Origin of the sequence: Mesorhizobium silamurunense (assembly GCF_014843825.1) — a bacterium.
Classification (GTDB): domain Bacteria; phylum Pseudomonadota; class Alphaproteobacteria; order Rhizobiales; family Rhizobiaceae; genus Mesorhizobium; species Mesorhizobium silamurunense.
Map to the genome: position 1 here is coordinate 1 of NZ_JHQR01000270.1, position 19460 is coordinate 19460.

Here is a 19460-nt window from a genome sequence, read left to right on the forward strand (position 1 = left end):
GGAGCGCCGGTGCGTCGCCTGGCCACGCCGGAAGTCGCACGGCCGGCCAAGCCCACCAAGGGCGAGGAAGACCGCCGCCGCGGCAAGCTGACGCTGAACACCGCGCTGTCGGATGAAGATGCGCGCGGCCGCTCGCTGTCGTCGATGCGTCGCCGCCAGGAAAAATTCAAACGCGCGATGCACAACGAGCCGCGCGAGAAAGTCATGCGCGAAGTGATCCTGCCCGAAACCATCACCATCCAGGAACTGGCGCAGCGCATGTCCGAGCGCGCCGTGGACGTGGTCAAGTTCTTCATGAAGCAGGGCCAGATCCTGAAGCCGGGCGACGTCATCGACGCCGACACGGCCGAGCTGGTCGCTTCCGAATTCGGCCATACGGTCCGCCGCGTCGCCGAGTCCGACATCGAGGAAGGCCTGTTCAACATCGCCGACCGTGCGGAAGACCTGGTGTCGCGTCCGCCCGTGGTGACCATCATGGGCCATGTCGACCACGGCAAGACCTCGCTGCTCGACGCCATCCGCAACGCCAATGTCGTCTCCGGCGAGGCCGGCGGCATCACCCAGCACATCGGCGCCTACCAGGTCGAGAAGAACGGCCAGAAGATCACCTTCATTGACACGCCCGGCCACGCTGCCTTCACCGCCATGCGCGCCCGCGGCGCCCAGGTGACCGACATCGCCGTGCTGGTGGTGGCGGCCGACGACAGCGTGATGCCGCAGACGATCGAATCGATCAATCACGCCAAGGCGGCCGGCGTGCCGATCATCGTGGCGATCAACAAGATCGACAAGCGCGACGCCGACCCGCAGAAGGTGCGCGCCGAACTTCTGCGCCATGAAGTGTTCGTCGAATCGATGGGCGGCGAGGTGCTGGACGTCGAAGTGTCGGCGATCAAGGGCACCAACATCGACAAGCTGCTCGAGGCGATCCTGCTGCAGGCCGAAATCCTCGACCTCAAGGCCAACCCCGACCGTACCGCCGAAGGCGCGGTCATCGAGGCCAAGCTCGACAAGGGCCGCGGCCCGGTCGCCACCGTTCTGGTGCAGACCGGCACGCTGATGCCCGGCGACATCCTCGTCGCCGGCAACGAATGGGGCCGTGTCCGCGCGCTCGTCAACGATCGCGGCGAGCATGTGCCGGAAGCGCCGCCGGCAATGCCGGTCGAGGTGCTCGGCCTGCAGGGCACGCCGCAGGCGGGCGATCGCTTCGCCGTCGTCAACAACGAGGCGCGTGCGCGTGAGATCACCGAGTACCGCCAGCGCCTGGCGCGCGAGAAGGCGGTAGCCAAGCATGCCGGCCAGCGCGGCTCGCTCGAGCAGATGATGTCGCAGTTGCAAACGAGCGGATTGAAGGAATTCCCGCTGGTCATCAAGGGCGATGTGCAGGGCTCGATCGAGGCGATCAACGCCGCGCTCGAAAAGCTCGGCAACGACGAGGTGCGCGCACGCATCGTGCACGCCGGCGCCGGCGGCATCACCGAAAGCGACGTCTCGCTGGCCGAAACCTCGGGTGCGGCGATCATCGGCTTCAACGTCCGCGCCAACGCGCAGGCGCGTGCGGCCGCCGCCGCTGCCGGAATCGAGATCCGCTACTATTCGATCATCTACAACCTCGTCGATGATGTGAAGGCAGCTCTTTCCGGCATGCTGTCGCCGGAGCGGCGCGAGACCTTCATCGGCAATGCCGAGATCCTCGAGATCTTCGACATCAGCAAGATCGGCAAGATCGCCGGCTGCCGTGTCACGGAAGGCAAGGTCGAGCGTGGCGCGGGCGTGCGCCTGATCCGCGACAATGTCGTCGTCCACGAAGGCACGCTGAAGACGCTCAAGCGCTTCAAGGACGAGGTTTCGGAAGTGCCCGTCGGCCAGGAATGCGGCATGGCCTTCCAGAACTACGAGGACATGCGCGTCGGCGACGTCATCGAGTGCTTCCGCGTCGAGATGGTGAGCAGGACGCTCTAAATTCGGATACAATTGCCGAATGACCCGGGCGGCGGCCGAAAGGCTGCCGCCCAGAGCCTTATTTCGTATTGAGACATGTGGCGCGGTCCCATCCCGCGCTTCACGATTTCAGGATTGAAGAAATGTCCCGTCCGACAACATCAGGCCCTTCCCAGCGCATGCTGCGCGTCGGCGAGCAGGTGCGCCATGCGCTGTCCGAAACCTTGCAGCGCGGCGAGATCATCGATCCGGTGATAGAGAACACCGTCGTCTCGGTCTCCGAGGTACGGATGTCGCCCGACCTCAAGATAGCTACCGCTTTCGTTTCGCCGCTCGGCGTCGGCGACGCCGATGCCGTGGTCGGGGCCCTCAACAAACACGCGAAATTCATCCGCGGCCGCGTCACCGGCGCGCTGCGGCAGATGAAGTACATGCCGGAGATCCGCTTCCGGCTCGATACGTCCTTCGACAATTTCGCCAGGATCAACGAGTTGCTGAAGTCGCCCGAAGTCGCGCGCGATCTCGACGACCAGAATAAGAATACAGACAAGGACGAGGAATAAGTGGCGCGTCGCGGCAAGAAGAAGGGCAGGCCGATTTCCGGCTGGGTGGTGCTGGACAAGCCGGTCGGCATGGGCTCGACCGAGGCAGTCTCCAAGATCAAATGGCTGTTCCAGGCGGAGAAGGCCGGCCATGCCGGCACGCTCGATCCGCTCGCCTCCGGCATGCTGCCGATCGCGCTCGGCGAGGCGACCAAGACCGTGCCTTACGTGCAGGACGGCGCCAAAGTCTACCGCTTCACCGTCGCCTGGGGCGAGGAGCGCTCGACAGACGACCTCGAAGGCCCGGTGACGAACAGCTCCGACCGGCGCCCGGCCGAGGCCGAGGTGAGGGCGATGCTGCCGAAATACACCGGCATCATCATGCAGACGCCGCCGCAATTCTCGGCCATCAAGATCGCCGGCGAACGCGCCTATGACCTTGCCCGCGACGGCGAGACGGTCGACATTCCCGCCCGCGAGATCGAAATCGGCCGTTTGGACATCGTCGAGCATGGTGCCGATAGAACCGTCTTCGAGGTCGAATGCGGCAAGGGCACCTATGTGCGTTCGCTGGCGCGCGACATGGGCCGCGATCTGGGCTGCTTCGGCCATATCGCCGAACTGCGCCGCGTCGAGGTCGAGCCGTTCACGGCGGACGATTTCGTCACCGTCGCCGAGCTCGAGGCAGCGCGCTTCGGCGGCAAGACCGATGAAGGCGCGGGCGAGGCCGAGGCGCCGGCCGATTTCGGCGCCATCGATGCGCTGCTGGTCGATACCGCCGCAGCGCTCGACTGCCTGCCGCAGGTCGCTGTCAGCGACGACGCTGCGACCAAGATCCGCCTCGGCAACCCCGTCATCATTCGCGGCCGCGATGCGCCGGTCGAGGCCGAGGAGGCCTGCGCCACCGCGCGTGGCAAGCTCGTCGCCATCGGCGCCATCGAACAGGGCATGTTCAAGCCCAAGCGGGTCTTTGCCGGTTGACGACACCCCGCTAGTTTCGGCTCGAGCAATTCCAGGAAAATGTGTAACGGTTTCCGTCCGGAATTGCATGAAAACAGATGGTTAGAGCAGGTCAGTGACCCCCGAACTGCTCTAACGTTCGCGCCCGAAGCGCTCATGGCCCAGAGGAGCTCATGGCAAAGGCTGATACCGTCAGGAACCGGGCGCCGCTGAAAATCCGCCGGCCGCCGGTCGGCGCCTCGCCGGGCACCTTGATCGCCGATCCGGCGGCGCGGCGCAGCGAGCTCAGGCTGACGCTGATCTCGCCCGAAAAATTCAAGACCATCGACAATGCCAGCATCGACGAACTCAACGCCCATTGCGAAAAATGGCCGGTCGTCTGGCTGGATTGCACCGGACTTGCCAACATCCCGCTGATCGAAGAGATCGGCCGGATTTTCAACCTGCATCCGCTGGCGCTGGAGGATGTCGTCAACACTGGCCAGCGGCCGAAGGTGGATTTCTTCGAGGATCATGCCTTCGTCGTCATGCGCATGATCGACGATGTCACCGCCCACCGCTACGAGCAGATCGCCGTCTTCTTCGGCAAGAATTTCGTCGTCACCTTTCAGGAGCGCGAGGGCGATCCGTTCGACCCCGTGCGCAAGCGCATCGCGGCGGCCATGCCCAACCGGCTGCGCTCGCGCGGCGCCGACTATCTCGCCTATGCGCTGATCGACGCCATCGTCGACAGCTATTTTCCACCGATCGAGGCGGCGAGCGAATTGGTCGACGGCATCGAGGACCAGATGCTCAACACGCCGCACAAGCATCAGATGCGTCGGCTGCACGAGTTGCGGCGCGACGCCAATGTGCTGAAGGGCGCGCTGTGGCCGATGCGGGATGCGCTGGCTACGCTGATCCGCAACGACGTGCCCTTCGTGACGGCCGAGACCAAGATCTTCTTCAACGACACGCTCGACCATTCGCTGCGGCTGATCGAACTGGTCGAGAACCAACGCGACATGCTGACCGGCCTGATCGAGATGCATCTGTCGCTGACCCAGGCGCGCACCAACGACGTCATCTCCTATCTGACGATCGTCTCGGTGATCTTCATGCCGCTCACCTTCCTCGTCGGTGTCTGGGGCATGAACTTCGAGCCGGGAAGCTCGCCCTGGAACATGCCGGAACTGAAGGCCTATTACGGCTACCCGGCGGCACTTTTGTTTATGCTGGTCGTCGCTGCCGGGCTCGTCGCCTTCTTCAAATGGAAGAAGTGGCTGTAGCGGCAGAACCCTCTGTTTTTGCGGCAAGACCTGCGACAAGCCGGCTTGACAATTAGGCTGGTGTTTTGCGGGAAATTGCACTATATGCGCGGCAGCTTCGCGCCCTGACGCGTTGCTTGCACCGGCCCCTGCTGGACGACATCCCGGCTGTGGGCGTCCCGTTTCCTCGAACAGAAAAGGAAAAACACGATGTCGATTACTGCCGAGCGCAAGAAGGAATTGATGACTGAATTCGCGACCGCCAAGGGCGATACCGGGTCCCCGGAAGTCCAGGTTGCCATCCTTTCCGAGCGCATCAAGAACCTGACGGAGCACTTCAAGGACCACAAGAAGGATAACCATTCCCGCCGTGGTTTGCTTGCTCTCGTTTCCCAGCGCCGCAGCCTGCTTGATTACCTCAAGCGCAAGGACGACGCGCGCTATCAGACGCTGATCGACAAGCTCGGTCTCCGTCGCTGACGAATTGACCGGCGGGCTCTCTGTAGAGCCCGCCGGTCGCGCATTGGCGCATCGGATGGTCCGGTGCCTCGATGCTGAAAAAAGGAAATTCGCATTCGCGCAGGGCGCGTTCCGGAAACAGGGGTTTTCGGCGTCATGCGCAAGGCCGGCCGACCGGTCGGCCAGACCCGGTTCCGAAAGTGCAGAGGGCCATTCGGAACCGCCCGTGGACGGTCATGGGGCAGGATTGCAGGATGCTCGCTCGGCAGTACGCCGGACCTATCGAGCTTCCCGTTGTCTTGCCCGTGGCTGCCCGAAGGAAGCCAGGGAAGGGATGCCCCGCGACCGTTGAGACGGCGCGGCCCTTTCCGCATATGAAGGACAAGATATGTTCAATCAGCACAAAGTGGAAATCGAGTGGGGCGGCCGTCCGCTCATCCTGGAAACCGGCAAGATCGCCCGTCAGGCTGACGGCGCTGTGCTCGCCACCTACGGCGAGACCGTGGTTCTCGCCACCGTCGTTTCGATGAAGGAGCCGAAGCCCGGCCTCGATTTCTTCCCGCTCACCGTCAACTACCAGGAAAAGACCTATGCCGCCGGCAAGATCCCGGGCGGCTATTTCAAGCGCGAGGGCCGTCCGAGCGAGAAGGAAACGCTGGTTTCCCGCCTGATCGACCGCCCGATCCGCCCGCTGTTTGCCGACGGCTACAAGAACGATACCCAGATCGTCGTCACCGTCGTCCAGCACGATCTCGAGAACGATCCGGACATCCTGTCGATCGTCGCCACCTCGGCCGCGCTCACGCTCTCCGGCGTCCCCTTCATGGGCCCGATCGGCGGCGCCCGCGTCGGCTATATCAATGGTGAATATGTGCTCAACCCGCATATCGACGAGATGCAGGAATCGAAGCTCGACCTCGTCGTCGCCGGTACCGCCGACGCCGTCCTGATGGTCGAATCCGAGGCCAAGGAGCTCTCAGAGGAACTGATGCTCGGCGCCGTCGTGTTCGGCCACAAGAGCTTCCAGCCGGTGATCGAGGCGATCATCAAGCTGGCCGAGGTCGCCGCCAAGGAGCCGCGCGACTTCACCGCTCCGGACTATTCCGAGCTCGAAGGCGAGATGCTGAAGATCGTCGGCGACGAGCTGCGCGAGGCCTACAAGATCACCGACAAGCAGTCGCGTTACGCCGCCGTCGACGCCGTCAAGGCAAAGGTCAAGGCAGCGTTCGCGCCGGCCGAAGGCGAGGAAGCAAAATACGCCTCCGAGCAGATCGGTAGCGTCTTCAAGGAGCTCCAGGCCAAGGTGGTGCGCTGGAACATCCTCGACACCGGCTCGCGCATCGACGGCCGTGACCTGAAGACCGTCCGCAAGATCGTCTCCGAGGTCGGCGTCCTGCCGCGTACCCATGGTTCGGCGCTGTTCACCCGCGGCGAGACCCAGGCGCTGGTCGTCGCCACGCTCGGCACCGGCGAGGACGAGCAGTATGTCGACTCGCTGACCGGCATGTACAAGGAGAAGTTCCTCCTTCACTACAACTTCCCGCCCTACTCGGTCGGTGAAACCGGCCGCATGGGCTCGCCGGGCCGTCGCGAGATCGGCCACGGCAAGCTTGCCTGGCGCGCGATCCGCCCGATGCTGCCCTCCGCCGACCAGTTCCCCTACACGCTGCGCGTCGTCTCGGAGATTACCGAGTCCAACGGCTCATCCTCGATGGCGACCGTCTGCGGCACCTCGCTGGCGCTGATGGATGCCGGCGTGCCGATCGCCAAGCCCGTCGCCGGCATCGCCATGGGCCTGATCAAGGAAGGCGAGCGCTTCGCGGTGCTCTCCGACATCCTCGGCGACGAGGACCATCTCGGCGACATGGACTTCAAGGTCGCCGGCACCGCCAATGGCATCACCTCGCTGCAGATGGACATCAAGATCGATGGCATCACCGAGGAGATCATGGGCATCGCGCTCGATCAGGCCAAGGGCGGCCGCCTGCATATCCTCGGCGAGATGGCGTATGCGATCTCCGGCGCGCGCGCCGAGCTCGGCGAGTTCGCGCCGCGCATCGAGGTCATGCATATCCCGACCGACAAGATCCGCGACGTCATCGGCTCCGGCGGCAAGGTGATCCGCGAGATCGTCGAGAAGACCGGCGCCAAGATCAACATCGAGGACGACGGCACGGTCAAGATCGCTTCGTCGAACGCCAAGGAGATCGAGGCGGCGAAGAAGTGGATCCACACCATCGTCGCCGAGCCGGAAGTCGGCGAGATCTACGAGGGCACCGTCGTCAAGACGGCCGACTTCGGCGCCTTCGTCAACTTCTTCGGCCCGCGCGACGGCCTCGTCCACATCTCGCAGCTCGCCAATGAGCGCGTTGCCAAGACCTCGGACGTCGTCAAGGAAGGCGACAAGGTTTGGGTCAAGCTGATGGGCTTCGACGAGCGCGGCAAGGTTCGCCTGTCGATGAAGGTCGTCGACCAGGCGACCGGCAAGGAAATCGCCCAGGAGAAAAAGAAGCCGGAAGGCGAGGAAGACGCCGCCTGATCGGCCTGACCTGATAATCAAGACGGGCGCGCCGCGAGGTCGCGCCCGTTTTTGTTTGAAAGAGCTATGGGAATGGCCGCGGAGCCGCTGAAAACGCTGTTCTATCCGTTCGAGGCAGAGGCGCTCCCTCTGCCGCGAAAGGACGCTCGGGTGCTGTTTCTGGGCGCGGAGCCGGGCTTTCGGCTGCCCGACGGTTTTGATGCGGCGCTGCATCTCGTGCAAGGTTTTCGGCCGCATTTCCGCGCCCTGCAGGCGACCGGATACACCGTCACGCCGCGGGCGGAAGGCTCAGCCTTTGACGCTACCCTCGTGCTGGCCGGCCGGCATCGCGGCCAGAACGAGCTTCGGATCGGCGAAGCCATCGAGCGCGTGGCGCCCGGAGGACTGATCGTCGTCGCCGGCGGCAAGGACGACGGCATCGACAGCCTGCGCAAGCGCATCGATGCGCTGGCGCCGCTCGAGGCGCATATGCCGAAACATCACGGCGTCGCCTTCTGGTTCCGCCAGGCCGGCATGGATGCGGCCCGGACGCTTCGCGCCGCCAACCACGATCTGGTCGTCGAAGGCCGCTTCCGCACCGCGCCTGGCATGTTCTCTTTCGATCGCGTTGACGCCGGTTCGAAGCTTCTGCTGGAAACCTTGCCGGAGGGCCTTGCGGGCAACGTCGCCGATTTCTGCGCCGGCTGGGGCTACCTTGCGGCGGAAGTCTCGGAACGCTCGCCGGACCTCTCCGGTCTCGATCTCTACGAAGCGGATTTCGAGGCCCTGGAGGCGGCGAAGATCAATGTCCGCGCAGCCGCTGCCGAGCCGCGCTTCTTCTGGACCGATCTGCTGACCGAAACGGTCGAGCGACGTTACGACGCGGTCGTCATGAACCCGCCCTTCCACAGCGGCCGGGCGGCCGAGCCGGGCATCGGCGCCGGCATGATCCGTGCGGCGTCGAAGGCGCTGAAACCAGGTGGACGCCTGTTCATGGTGGCGAACCGGCAGTTGCCCTACGAACAGGTGCTGGCGGGAGCCTTCGCCAGCCACGCCGAGGTCGCGCGCGACGGCATGTTCAAGGTGTTTTCGGCGCGCCGCTAAGCAATTCCAGGAAAAGTGTGCAGCGGTTTTCCGCCTGAATTGCTGCAAACAAAAAAAGCAATTCCAGGAAAAGTGTGCAGCGGTATTTCGTCCGGAATTGCGACAAACAAAAAAGCAATTCCAGGAAAGCGTAGAGCGGTTTTCTGCCCAGGAAGGGCGAAGCGCCCTACTGCAGGCTGACCAGGCGTGCCGGCTCGCGTGTGGCATGAACGGGGCGCGCCTGGCCGAGCTCGATCTTGAGCGGCGCGGGGCGGCCGAACAGATAGCCCTGCACCACCTCGCAGCCGGCGGCTCTCAGCAGCGTCGCCTGGTTCTCGGTCTCGACGCCTTCTGCGATGATGCCGACGCCAAGCGCCCGCGACAGCCCGACGATGGTCGAGACGACAGCGCCCGAGCTGGAATCGGTATCGATGCGGCTGACGAAGGAGCGGTCGATCTTCAGCTTGCCGAACGAGAAGTCGATCAGGTAGCTCAGATTCGAGTAGCCTGTGCCGAAATCGTCGACGGCGACCGAGATGCCCATGTCGGCGAGTTGCTGCAGGATGACGGCCGCGCGGTCGCGGTCCTGCATCATCGCCGTCTCGGTGACTTCGAGCTCCAGCCGCGACGGCTTGATGCCGGTCGATGCCATGGTCTCGCGCACGATGCCGACGAAGTCCCTGGTCATGAACTGGACCGGCGAGATGTTGACGGCGACGAAGCAATCCTCCGGCAGGTACTGGGCGTCGCTGCAGGCCTTGCGCAGCACCCACTCGCCGATCGGATTGATCATGCCGGTTTCCTCGGCGATCGGAATGAATTCCATCGGCGGGATCATGCCGCGTTCAGGATGCTTCCACCGGATCAGCGCCTCATAGCCGACGACGCGGCCGCCCTGCAGGTCGAATTGCGGCTGGTAGTGGAGGCTGAAGTCACCGCGGTCGAAGGCGGTTTTCAGCTCGGATTCGATCCATTGCCGGTAGTCCGCCACCCGCCCCATATCGGCGTGGAAGACCGACCAGTTGCCGATGCCGCTTGCGCGCGCATTCTGCAGCGCCAGGTTCGAGCGGCGAAGGACGAGCACCGGATCGACGCCATCCTTCGGCATCGCCACGATACCGACGGACATGCTGACGGACTGCAGGTGCGTCTGGAGCTGATAGGGCTCCATCATCTGGTTGATGAGCTTCTCGAGCAGCCGTTCGAGCGGTCCCCTTAAATCGCAGTCCGGCAGCAGCACGGCGAATTCGCCGGCGCCGATGCGCCCGATCACCGCATTCTCCGGCATGTTCTCCTTCAGCCTTGTGGTGAAGGCGCGGACCAGCTCGTCGCCATTGCTGTAGCCGATGGCATCGTTGATCTGCTTGAAGCGGTCGATGTCGATATCGATCAGGTAGACCGGTTCGCCGGTCCTGATCGTTTCCGACGCCGCCGCGGCGATCTTGCCGACCATGGCCGGGCGCGACAGCAGGCCGGTCAGCTTGTCGAAATGCGTTTCCTTGAAGACGTATTCGGCCGATTCATCGACGCCCGCGAAGAACGAGAGCGCGGCGCCGCCGGCGGAAAGGGCGCAGAGCGCGGCGATGATTCCCGCCATCGTCTCCGCCGTCATGCCGGCCAGCCCGTCGCCGAAGCCGAACTGCAATCCCCAGAGTCCGAGGATAAAACTGCCCATGGCCGAGCTGGCGATGGTGATCAGCCGGAACAGCGGTGTTCGCTTCGGGTTGCTGACTGCAGACATGCAAGGTCCCTAAACTACGGGACCTTCTAGCGGACACCTCCTTAAAATCGGTTTCCGCCAATGCCTCCAATTTTACTGGAAAGTACTTTTTGCGTTAGCGAATTATTCGCGGGCGCCGTCGTTCTGCTTCAGCTCATCGAGCGTCGGCATGGAGACGATGTGGTAGCCGGAATCGACATAGTGGATTTCGCCGGTGACCCCCGAAGACAGATCGGACAGCAGGTAGAGTGCCGAGCCGCCGACCTCGTCGATGGTCACGGTGCGCCGCAGCGGCGAATTGCGCTGCTGATAGGAGAACATGTGACGCGCGTCGGACACGCCGGAGCCGGCGAGCGTCCGCACCGGTCCCGCCGAGATGCCGTTCACCCGGATGCCGCGCGGGCCGTAATCATTGGCGAGATAGCGCACGCTTGCCTCCAGCCCGGCCTTGGCGACGCCCATGACGTTGTAGTTGGGCATGACCCGCACCGACCCGGCATAGGTCAGCGTGATCATCGAGCCGCCATTCTTCATGAGCGCCGCGGCATTGCGGGCGACCTCGGTGAAGGAATAGCAGGAGATCACCATGGTGCGGACGAAGTTGTCGCGGCTGGTGTCGGCGTAGAGGCCCTTGAGCTCGTTCTTGTCGGAGAAGCCGATGGCGTGGACGATGAAATCCAGTCCGCCCCAGGCCTTGCCGAGCGTCTCGAAGGTCGCAGTGACGGAGGCGCTGTCCTCAACGTCGCAAGGCACGATCAGCGAGGCGCCGACCTTCTCGGCCAGCGGCTTGACCCGCCGCCCGAAAGCGTCGCCCTGATAGGTGAAGGCAAGTTCCGCCCCGTGTTCGGACAATTTCCTGGCGATGCCCCAGGCGATCGAATGATCGTTGGCGACCCCCATGACAAGCCCGCGCTTGCCCTTCATCAACCCTTCCATACGAGGCAAATCCTTATGCGGAATAGCGCTGGAAAATCAGCGTTGCGTTGGTGCCACCGAAACCGAAGGAATTGGACAAAACGGTGTCGATCTTGGCGTTGTCGATGCGCTTGCGCACGATCGGCATGCCCTCGAATTCGGGATCGAGCTCCTCGATATGGGCGCTCTCGCCGACGAAGCCGCCCTGCATCATCAGGATCGAGTAGATCGATTCCTGGACCCCGGCGGCACCGAGCGAATGGCCGGTCAGCGACTTGGTCGAGGTGATGAACGGCATCTTGTCGCCGAACACCTCGCGGATGGCGCCCATCTCCTTGGAATCGCCCACCGGCGTCGAGGTGCCGTGCGTGTTGATGTAGTCGACCGGTGTCGAGACGGTTGCAAGTGCCTGCCGCATGCAGCGCACAGCGCCTTCGCCGGACGGCGCCACCATGTCGTAGCCGTCGGAGGTCGCGCCGTAGCCGACGATCTCGGCATAGATCTTGGCGCCGCGCGCCTTGGCGTGCTCCAGCTCTTCCAGCACCAGCACGCCCGCGCCGCCGGCGATGACGAAGCCGTCGCGGTTGACGTCATAGGCGCGGGACGCGGTCGATGCATTGTCATTGAATTTCGACGACATGGCGCCCATGGCGTCGAACAGGTCCGACATCGTCCAGTCGAGGTCCTCGTGACCGCCGGCGAACATCATGTCCTGCTTGCCCCACTGGATAAGCTCATAGGCATTGCCGATGCAGTGCGCCGAGGTCGAGCAGGCCGACGAGATCGAGTAGTTGACGCCGTGGATCTTGAACCAGGTAGCCAAAGTGGCCGAAGCGGTCGACGACATCGCCTTCGGCACCGCGAACGGACCGATGCGCTTCGGGCTGCCATTCTTGAGCGTCGTTTCGGCGGCTTCCACGATGGTCCTGGTCGACGGTCCGCCGGAGCCCATGACGATGCCGGTGCGCTCGTTGGTTATGTCGCTCTCGCCTAAACCGGCGTCCGCGATCGCCTGATCCATGGCGACATGGTTCCAGGCGGCACCTTGGCTCAGGAAACGCATGGCGCGGCGGTCGATCATCGCCGACGGGTCGAGCGTCGGCGCCCCCCACACCTGGCAGCGGAAGCCGTGCTCGGCGAAGGAATTGGAAAAGCTGATGCCGGACTTGGCATCGTAAAGCGAGGACTGCACCTCATTGGCGTTGTTGCCGATCGACGACACAATGCCGAGGCCTGTCACTACGACGCGTCTCATTCGCAACTCCTTCCGGCGTAGTTTGGCGAAAAACCTAATCGGTTTTCGCGCTTGATCATACGCAAAATAACTGCCGCGGCGTCCTTGCGCATCCGTCTGACACGCGAGGCCCGTGGCGAAAGCAATCAGGCGGCGGACTGCTTGGACAGGCCTACCTTCAGATCCGTTGCCGCGTATATGGGTTCGCCATCCGCCTTGAGCCAGCCATCGGCGATGCCGAGCACGAGGCGTCCGCGCATCACGCGCTTGAAGTCGACACCATATTCGACCTTCTTGACCGACGGCGTCACCATGCCCTTGAACTTCACCTCGCCGGTCGACAGCGCCATGCCCTTGCCGGGCTCGCCGAGCCAGCCGAGATAGAAACCGGTCAATTGCCACATGGCGTCGAGGCCGAGGCAGCCCGGCATGATCGGATTGCCGATGAAATGGCAGGCGAAGAACCAAAGATCCGGCTTGATGTCGAACTCGGCGCGGATGAAACCCTTGTCGAAAGCGCCGCCGGTCTCGCTGATCTCGGTGATGCGGTCGAACATCAGCATCGGCGGATAGGGCAGCTGGGCGTTTCCCGGTCCGAACAGCTCGCCGCGGGCGCAGGCAAGCAGTTCCTCGTAATCGTAGCTGGACTTTTGACCCGCCATTAACTCCGTCCCCGTTTTCCTTCCGGGCGGCAGGGCGCCCTTGTCGTTGGTTTCCTAACACACTCTGTTTGCGGCCGGAAACCGGCGTTTGCGCTTAACCCGCGCGCCTGCCTGGGTCAATGCGCGCTATTGATCGCATTTGGGCGACAGAATATATGTCGGGTGGTTTCCAGTTTTTGGCATTGACGTCTTTTTGCCATTCTGGACCGGTCTATGGGGATGGCTGCAAGCTTCGACGGGATAGATGGATTCGGGCTGCCGGAAGGAAAATGTCGCTGTGGACAAGCGGGTTCGCGAAGCCGGCCTGAGGCCGACGCGCCAGCGCATTGCGCTGGCCGATCTGCTTTTCGCCAAGGGCGACCGCCATCTCTCGGCCGAGGAACTGCATGAGGAGGCGATCGCCGCCGGCGTGCCGGTTTCGCTCGCGACCGTCTATAACGCGCTGCACCAGTTCACCCAGGCCGGCCTGCTGCGCATCCTCGCGGTCGAAGGGTCGAAGACCTATTTCGACACCAACACCTCTGACCACCATCACTTCTATGTCGAAGGCGAGAATCGGATCTTCGATATCGCCAGCGGCCCGGTGAGCGTCTCCAACCTGCCGGAGCCTCCTGAAGGCATGGAGATCGCCAATGTCGACATCGTGGTGAGGCTGCGCCCCAAGCGCCGCGACTGATCCCAGCGATGCGGTCCCTCGATCTGACGATCCGGCTGGAATGGGTCGTCGCTGCCGTGGTGGCCATCGTCTTCTACAAATTGACCGGTGTATCCTGGTGGCTGTTTGCGCTGCTCATCCTGGCGCCGGACCTGTCGATGCTGGGCTATCTCGCCGGGCCGCGTATCGGCGCGATGGCCTACAATGCGCTGCACATCCTGATCGCCCCGCTCGTCCTGGTGCTCGCCGGTGTCCTGCTTGCCGGTCCGATCACAACGGCCGTGGCGCTCATCTGGATCGCCCACATTGCCATCGACCGCGCCCTTGGCTACGGCCTGAAGCTTCCTACTGGTTTTCAGGATACGCATCTCGGCCACATCGGGCGCGACCGGAAGGCGATCAGTTCTTGACCTTTTCACCTGGATAGGCGCCCCAGACCTGCGACTGGGCGATCCAGCCGGTATGGCCGTCGAAGGTCATCTCGCACCACTGGCCGTCGCACTTCTTGATCGAGCCCATGACGCCGGGCTCGAGGATCGCGATCACGCCGGCGTCCTTGTCGGGATCGTCAAGCAGATTGATTCGGCCGCCCTTGCCGCGCTGCCAGGGGGCGACGATCGCGGTGCGGCGGCCCGAAAGCAGCGACTGGTTGATCCAGCCTTCCGAGCCGTCTGCGTCGCGCACGCGGCGCCAGGTATCGAATTCCTGGATGATTTCCATCGGCAGCCCGGCCTTCATGTACATCCAGTCGACGGAATAGTTGGCGCCCGGGCCGACGCGCGAGTTGACGCGGCCCGATTTCAGGCTGACGAAACGCGGCAGCGGCAGGCCGCTCGGCCCCAGCGTCACCGTTTGCGCCGGCGCGGCCGCACTTTGCGCGGATGCCTGCGGCGCGCAAAGCAGCGCGCCGAGAACGGCGGCGCTGAAAGCCAGGCGGAGCGACGCGAGAGCAGACACTTTCATTCCTTTCGGCGCCGGTTCCGTCGGGATGAGCGCCCCTTTTTCTTTGTCTTCGGCGGCACCGCTTGTTACAGGAGTGGGCTGATGCCGCGATCGGCTACAAGTTTCGCCGGTCTTGGTTAAAGAGGTCTCAACGAGATCGGTTTCGAGGAAGCTTCGGGAATAAAATGGCAGGCAAAAAACGGCCCCTCGTCGTCATCACGCGCAAGCTGCCCGACCCGGTCGAAACCCGCATGCGCGAACTGTTCGACGCGCGCCTCAACGTCGAGGACCGGCCGATGACCCAGCCGGAACTGGTTGCGGCGGTCAAGGAAGCCGACGTGCTGGTGCCGACCATCACCGACCATATCGATGCCGCGCTGATAGCCCAGGCCGGCGAGAACCTGAAGCTGATCGCCAATTTCGGCAACGGCGTCGACAAGATCGATGTCGCCGCGGCGGCCAAGAAAGGCATCACCGTCACCAACACGCCGAACGTGCTCACCGAAGACACCGCCGACATGACCATGGCGCTGATGCTCGCCGTGCCGCGGCGATTGGCCGAAGGCGCCAACGTGCTCACCGGCGAGAAGAAATGGGCCGGCTGGTCGCCGACCTGGATGCTTGGCCGCCGCATCTGGGGCAAGCGCCTTGGCATCGTCGGCATGGGCCGTATCGGCACGGCGGTCGCCAGGCGCGCCAAGGCATTCGGCCTGTCCATCCACTACCACAATCGCCACCGCGTGCTGCCGGCGGTCGAGGACGAATTGGAAGCGACCTATTGGGAAAGCCTTGACCAGATGCTCGCCCGCATGGACATCATTTCGGTCAATTGTCCGTCGACGCCGGCGACCTTCCATCTCTTGTCCGCCCGGCGCCTGGCGCTGATGCAGCCAGCAGCTTACATCGTCAACACCGCGCGCGGCGACATCATCGACGAGGAATCACTGATCAAGCTCATCCAGGACGGCAAGATCGCCGGCGCCGGCCTCGACGTCTACGAGCATGAGCCGGCGCTGAACAGCAAGCTGTTGAAGCTCGCCCACAAGGGCAAGGTCGTGCTTTTGCCGCATATGGGCTCGGCGACGCTCGAAGGCCGCATCGACATGGGCGAGAAGGTGATCATCAACATCCGCGCCTTCTTCGACGGCCATCGCCCGCCGGACCGCGTGCTGCCGCTCAGGACCTGAAAAACCACGGTTGTTCAGGCGGCGACGCCAACCGCGCCGTCGTCGGCGACTTTGACGGTGCTTCCGCGATAGGCGTCGAACGCGCCATGGGCGAGCCGCACCGCCATCGGCGTTTCCCAGCCCATCTCCCGGGCGACGATCAGGCCGAGCAGAAGGATGGCGTCGGGTTCGCGCAGCACCAGGGCGGCCGGCGCGCGGCCGTTGTGGACCAGCTCCATCAGCACCGCCGAAGCCGACGACGAACCGATCGTGCCCGGCAGGAACAGCACCCGGCTGGAAATGATCTCACCATGTTGCGGATGGCGGACATCGGCGATGCGGCCTGTCTTAGGGTCGACGCCGCCCCAGAAGCTGATCGGCGCCGTCAGCACCAAAGCCTCCCCTTCGCCGGCCTTGCCCGGCACCAGGATCTCGGCGGCGCTCATGGGGCGATGTCCGTGAAGCGCGGCGTGCCGGCGATCGCGCTTTCGACGCAATCGGCGAGCGAGGCATAGAGCACCGCATAGCCGGTGTTGCCCGGAGCGTAATGCGCGAACTTTCCCGAATTGGTCATCAGCACGCCGTCGCTGAGCTCCGGCATGATCGGCGTCACCACCACGCAGGTGTCGGCGATGATGATCACGCCGCTGGCTTCGAGCCGGTTCCGGCAGTCATCTAGTTCCAGCGAAGCAAGTACGTGCCGACCGGTGCAGGCATAGATCGGCACGGCGAGCCGCCGTCCGGCGATCAATCGCTCCAGCATGTCGAACTCGGCTTGCGACAGATGCGGGCTGCCGATCGCGACCGCATCGATCGTCTTGGCCGCAGCGGCGGTCGACAAGGCAGCGCGGGCCTTCGCCACCATCTCAGGTGTGACGCGGATAACCGCCTCCGCCTCAGGTTCCGGCCCGGCCAGAATGGTTTCGACATCAGGCGCCTCGGGCGTTACCCCGGCGATGTGGAACAGGCCGACCGCGCCGGATGAAGCGGCCGCGGCGCCGAAAGCCTTCAGCGCGTCCTCGCCGGGGTGGCTAGCGATGCCGGTGACGACGCCGATCGAATTGCCGACCTCGCGGCCATAGAGGCTGCCCAGCACCGGCCAGGCGATCTCGGAGGCGAGGAAGGAAGCAGAAAGGCCCGAGACGTCGAACACCAGCCGCGCCCGGCGGTTCTCAGGCCGATGCAGGCCATAATCCGGCGCCCGGCCGGTGATGGCGCAGGCGATGTCGAGGAAGTCGCCGTAGCGGTTGGTGCGGGCGCCCAGCACCGAGTTGCAGAACACCACCGCATTGGATTCGCCCCAGGCGACATCGCTGCCCTGTGCCGGCCTGTGCCCGGCCTGATAAGGCGCGCAGGTCCAGCTCTGCTCGCAGCCGAGCTTGCGATAAGCCTCCATCATCCGTCGCGCCATGCCGCGCTGCGGCTCTTCCAGGCGGATGCGCGAGCAGCCCGTCAGGTCGAGCGCCCCGACATTGAGCGTCGAGCGGACCGCCACCCTGGCGCCGCCCTCGACCAGCCGCTCGGCGAAGAGCGTGCCGGAATCGCCATGGTAGAGCGCACCGTCGATATGCGCCGAAGCGATCGGGATCAGCCGCGGCGCCCCGAGCAGACGCGCGCTCTCGGCGACGATGCGCATCGCCATCCCCGCGCCGTCTTCGCCGACGGCGATTGCCTGTTCTTGCGGGTTGAGCACGAGACTCAAGACAGCACCTTGCGCATGGTGATCGAGGTCGGCCTGTCGTAGCCCGCATGCGCCGTGCGCTCGCTCTCGCGAAAGCCGAGTCGGGCGAAGGCGGCGTGGTTTGCGGTCAGTTCGATGCGCGTCTGCAACTCGACGGCATGCTTGCCGCGCCGGCGGGCAAAGTCCTCCACGGCCTGCATCAGCCGTCCGCCTATGCCTCGCCCCTGAAGGCCGGGCTCGACGGCAAGCTTGCCGACATAGAGGTCCTTCGCCCTCTCCAGCGCGAACACGCAACCAACGATCCGGCCGTTTTCCACGGCCAGGAAGGCCGTCTCTTGCGCCGCCTTATTCCGAAGGCCTTCCGGCGTCAGCAGATGTGCCGAGGATGGCGGGTCGATCAGGCCGTCCATATAGGCGAAGGCGCGCCGGATCAGCGCCAGCACTTCCTCCCACTGCGCGAAGTCCGGCGGAAGCTCGGTGACAGGAGGAGTGGCCGGCCGGTCCATGCGCTCAGACGGCCTTGTAGCGGACGGTGTCGAAACGGGCGGTGAGCCCGTCGTAGAGCAGCAGCCGGCCGACCAGCGGCTCGCCGATGCCGGTGATCAGCTTGATCGCTTCCATCGCCTCAAGGGTGCCGATGACACCCGTCAGCGCGCCGACGATGCCGGCAACGGCGCAGGACGGCACCAGCCCTTCGGGCGGCGCTTCCGGGAAAAGGTCGCGGTAGCCTGGATTGCGCTTGCCGTCGGCGCCGGTCTCGTACGGCTTCAGCACCGTCACCGAGCCGTCGAAGCGGCCGACGGCGGCGGTGACCAAGGGCTTCTTTTCCTGGGCGCACGCATCGGCCAGCGCATAGCGTGTCTCGAAATTGTCGGAGCCGTCGACGACGACATCGTAGCGGGCGACGAGGGCAGGGGCGTTTTCCGCTGTCAGCCTGAGACGATGCAGTTCCACTCCGACATTGGGGTTGATGCGCATGATCGCCGCCGAGGCGCTGTCGGTCTTCGCCATGCCGATCGTGTCTGTCGCATGGATCACCTGCCGCTGCAGGTTGGACAGCGAGACGTCATCGTCGTCGACGATGCCCAGCGTGCCGACGCCGGCCGCGGCAAGATATTCAAGCACCGGCGCCCCCAGTCCGCCGGCGCCGATGACCAGCACCCGCGCCCGCTTCAGCTTCTGCTGGCCGGGGCCGCCGATTTCGGGCAGCACGATGTGTCGGGCATAGCGTTCGAGCTCTTCGTCGGTGAGGGCGGCATTGGTCATGGCCGGACCTTATAGCGGGCAGGAAACCTTGTCATGCACATGCAAGGCAAAGCCTTGTCATGGGCAGGTGGCGGCGAGCCCTGGCTCTTTCAAGAAGTTAGCTGGTCGATCCAATACTGCCGTGGTCGACCGTCAGAAATTGCGCCCGCCCGGCAAGGCTGGAAAACAGCGCCGCGTCGGCACCAGTCATGAAGGCCTGGCAGTTCAGCTCCTCAAGGATGGAAAACAGCGCCGCGCGCCGGCCGCTGTCGAGATGCGCGGCGATCTCGTCGAGCAGGAGGATCGGCGTCAGGCCCGACATCTCGCCGGTCAGCCTCGCATGCGACAGCACGATGCCGACCAGCAGCGCCTTCTGCTCGCCGGTCGAGCACAATTCGGCCGGCATCGACTTCGGCCGGTGACGGACCACGAGATCCGACCGGTGCGGACCGTCGAGCGTGCGGCCGGCGGCGCGATCGCGCTCGCGGCC

19 protein-coding genes and 1 pseudogene are annotated in these 19460 nt (G+C 64.3%); 10 read left to right on the forward strand and 10 right to left on the reverse strand.

Features of this window, described 5'->3' with window-relative positions; translation table 11 throughout:
* From infB to DH10_RS28025, 7 genes are all read left to right on the forward strand, one after another.
* Window positions 1-1962, forward strand: a 1962-nt coding sequence (infB, locus tag DH10_RS27995; protein WP_192385580.1) for a translation initiation factor IF-2, incomplete at its 5' end; no start/stop codon positions are given.
* A 122-nt stretch (window positions 1963-2084) separates the two neighbouring features.
* A complete protein-coding gene (gene rbfA / locus DH10_RS28000) occupies window positions 2085-2504 on the forward strand; it encodes a 30S ribosome-binding factor RbfA (protein ID WP_192250054.1) in 420 nt (139 codons plus the stop codon).
* Entirely contained in the window at window positions 2505-3464 is a 960-nt protein-coding gene (truB, locus tag DH10_RS28005) for a tRNA pseudouridine(55) synthase TruB (protein ID WP_192250057.1), read from the forward strand. It abuts the gene before it with no gap.
* A 152-nt stretch (window positions 3465-3616) separates the two neighbouring features.
* Window positions 3617-4711, forward strand: a complete 1095-nt coding sequence (gene corA / locus DH10_RS28010; RefSeq protein WP_192250060.1) for a magnesium/cobalt transporter CorA — start codon at window positions 3617-3619, stop codon at window positions 4709-4711.
* 147 nt (window positions 4712-4858) lie between these two features.
* Window positions 4859-5170 carry a 30S ribosomal protein S15 gene (rpsO, locus tag DH10_RS28015; protein WP_376774865.1) on the forward strand — a complete coding sequence of 104 codons (312 nt, stop codon included), beginning with the start codon at window positions 4859-4861 and terminating at the stop codon, window positions 5168-5170.
* Window positions 5171-5537: 367 nt separating this feature from the next.
* The gene (pnp, locus tag DH10_RS28020; RefSeq protein ID WP_192250063.1) at window positions 5538-7688 is read left to right on the forward strand and encodes a polyribonucleotide nucleotidyltransferase; all 2151 of its coding nucleotides are present in this window, start codon (window positions 5538-5540) and stop codon (window positions 7686-7688) included.
* Between the two features lie 72 nt (window positions 7689-7760).
* Complete coding sequence (locus DH10_RS28025) at window positions 7761-8771, forward strand: class I SAM-dependent methyltransferase (protein ID WP_192250066.1); 1011 nt, start codon at window positions 7761-7763, stop codon at window positions 8769-8771.
* A gap of 166 nt (window positions 8772-8937) precedes the next feature.
* On the opposite strand, the gene DH10_RS28030 is transcribed toward DH10_RS28025, so the two are convergent.
* The 4 genes from DH10_RS28030 to fabA form a co-directional block, all read right to left on the reverse strand.
* Complete coding sequence (locus DH10_RS28030; RefSeq protein ID WP_192250070.1) at window positions 8938-10491, reverse strand: putative bifunctional diguanylate cyclase/phosphodiesterase; 1554 nt, start codon at window positions 10489-10491, stop codon at window positions 8938-8940.
* A 102-nt stretch (window positions 10492-10593) separates the two neighbouring features.
* Entirely contained in the window at window positions 10594-11406 is an 813-nt protein-coding gene (gene fabI / locus DH10_RS28035; protein ID WP_192250072.1) for an enoyl-ACP reductase FabI, read from the reverse strand.
* A gap of 13 nt (window positions 11407-11419) precedes the next feature.
* The gene (fabB, locus tag DH10_RS28040) at window positions 11420-12640 is read right to left on the reverse strand and encodes a beta-ketoacyl-ACP synthase I (protein ID WP_192250075.1); all 1221 of its coding nucleotides are present in this window, start codon (window positions 12638-12640) and stop codon (window positions 11420-11422) included.
* Window positions 12641-12765: 125 nt separating this feature from the next.
* A complete protein-coding gene (gene fabA, locus DH10_RS28045; RefSeq protein WP_027165888.1) occupies window positions 12766-13281 on the reverse strand; it encodes a 3-hydroxyacyl-[acyl-carrier-protein] dehydratase FabA in 516 nt (171 codons plus the stop codon).
* 244 nt (window positions 13282-13525) lie between these two features.
* Here fabA and irrA point away from each other — a divergent pair, with 244 nt between their 5' ends.
* Entirely contained in the window at window positions 13526-13957 is a 432-nt protein-coding gene (irrA, locus tag DH10_RS28050) for an iron response transcriptional regulator IrrA (RefSeq protein WP_071101810.1), read from the forward strand.
* A gap of 8 nt (window positions 13958-13965) precedes the next feature.
* On the forward strand, window positions 13966-14346 hold the full coding sequence (locus DH10_RS28055) for a DUF4260 domain-containing protein (protein ID WP_192250078.1): 381 nt from the start codon (window positions 13966-13968) through the stop codon (window positions 14344-14346).
* Here the strand turns inward: DH10_RS28055 and DH10_RS28060 are convergent.
* Entirely contained in the window at window positions 14336-14893 is a 558-nt protein-coding gene (locus tag DH10_RS28060; protein ID WP_192250081.1) for an SH3 domain-containing protein, read from the reverse strand. The genes DH10_RS28055 and DH10_RS28060 overlap by 11 nt on opposite strands.
* 170 nt (window positions 14894-15063) lie before the next feature.
* On the opposite strand from DH10_RS28060, the gene DH10_RS28065 reads away from it, so the two are divergent.
* On the forward strand, window positions 15064-16065 hold the full coding sequence (locus tag DH10_RS28065; protein ID WP_124996031.1) for a 2-hydroxyacid dehydrogenase: 1002 nt from the start codon (window positions 15064-15066) through the stop codon (window positions 16063-16065).
* A gap of 14 nt (window positions 16066-16079) precedes the next feature.
* Here the strand turns inward: DH10_RS28065 and DH10_RS28070 are convergent, their stop codons facing one another.
* The 5 genes and pseudogenes from DH10_RS28070 to DH10_RS28090 all read right to left on the reverse strand — a co-directional run.
* On the reverse strand, window positions 16080-16490 hold the full coding sequence (locus DH10_RS28070; RefSeq protein WP_246506189.1) for an aconitase X swivel domain-containing protein: 411 nt from the start codon (window positions 16488-16490) through the stop codon (window positions 16080-16082).
* Window positions 16487-17737, reverse strand: a complete 1251-nt coding sequence (locus DH10_RS28075; protein ID WP_312891275.1) for an aconitase X — start codon at window positions 17735-17737, stop codon at window positions 16487-16489. The genes DH10_RS28070 and DH10_RS28075 overlap by 4 nt, the downstream gene beginning before the upstream one ends.
* A gap of 5 nt (window positions 17738-17742) precedes the next feature.
* Window positions 17743-18231, reverse strand: coding sequence for a GNAT family N-acetyltransferase (locus DH10_RS28080; protein ID WP_192250087.1), 489 nt, complete (start codon window positions 18229-18231; stop codon window positions 17743-17745).
* Window positions 18232-18235: 4 nt separating this feature from the next.
* Window positions 18236-18991, reverse strand: coding sequence for a molybdopterin-synthase adenylyltransferase MoeB (locus DH10_RS28085; RefSeq protein ID WP_192250090.1), 756 nt, complete (start codon window positions 18989-18991; stop codon window positions 18236-18238).
* Window positions 18992-19088: 97 nt separating this feature from the next.
* Window positions 19089-19460 (reverse strand): annotated as a pseudogene (locus DH10_RS28090) (DNA replication/repair protein RecF); the annotation flags it as partial.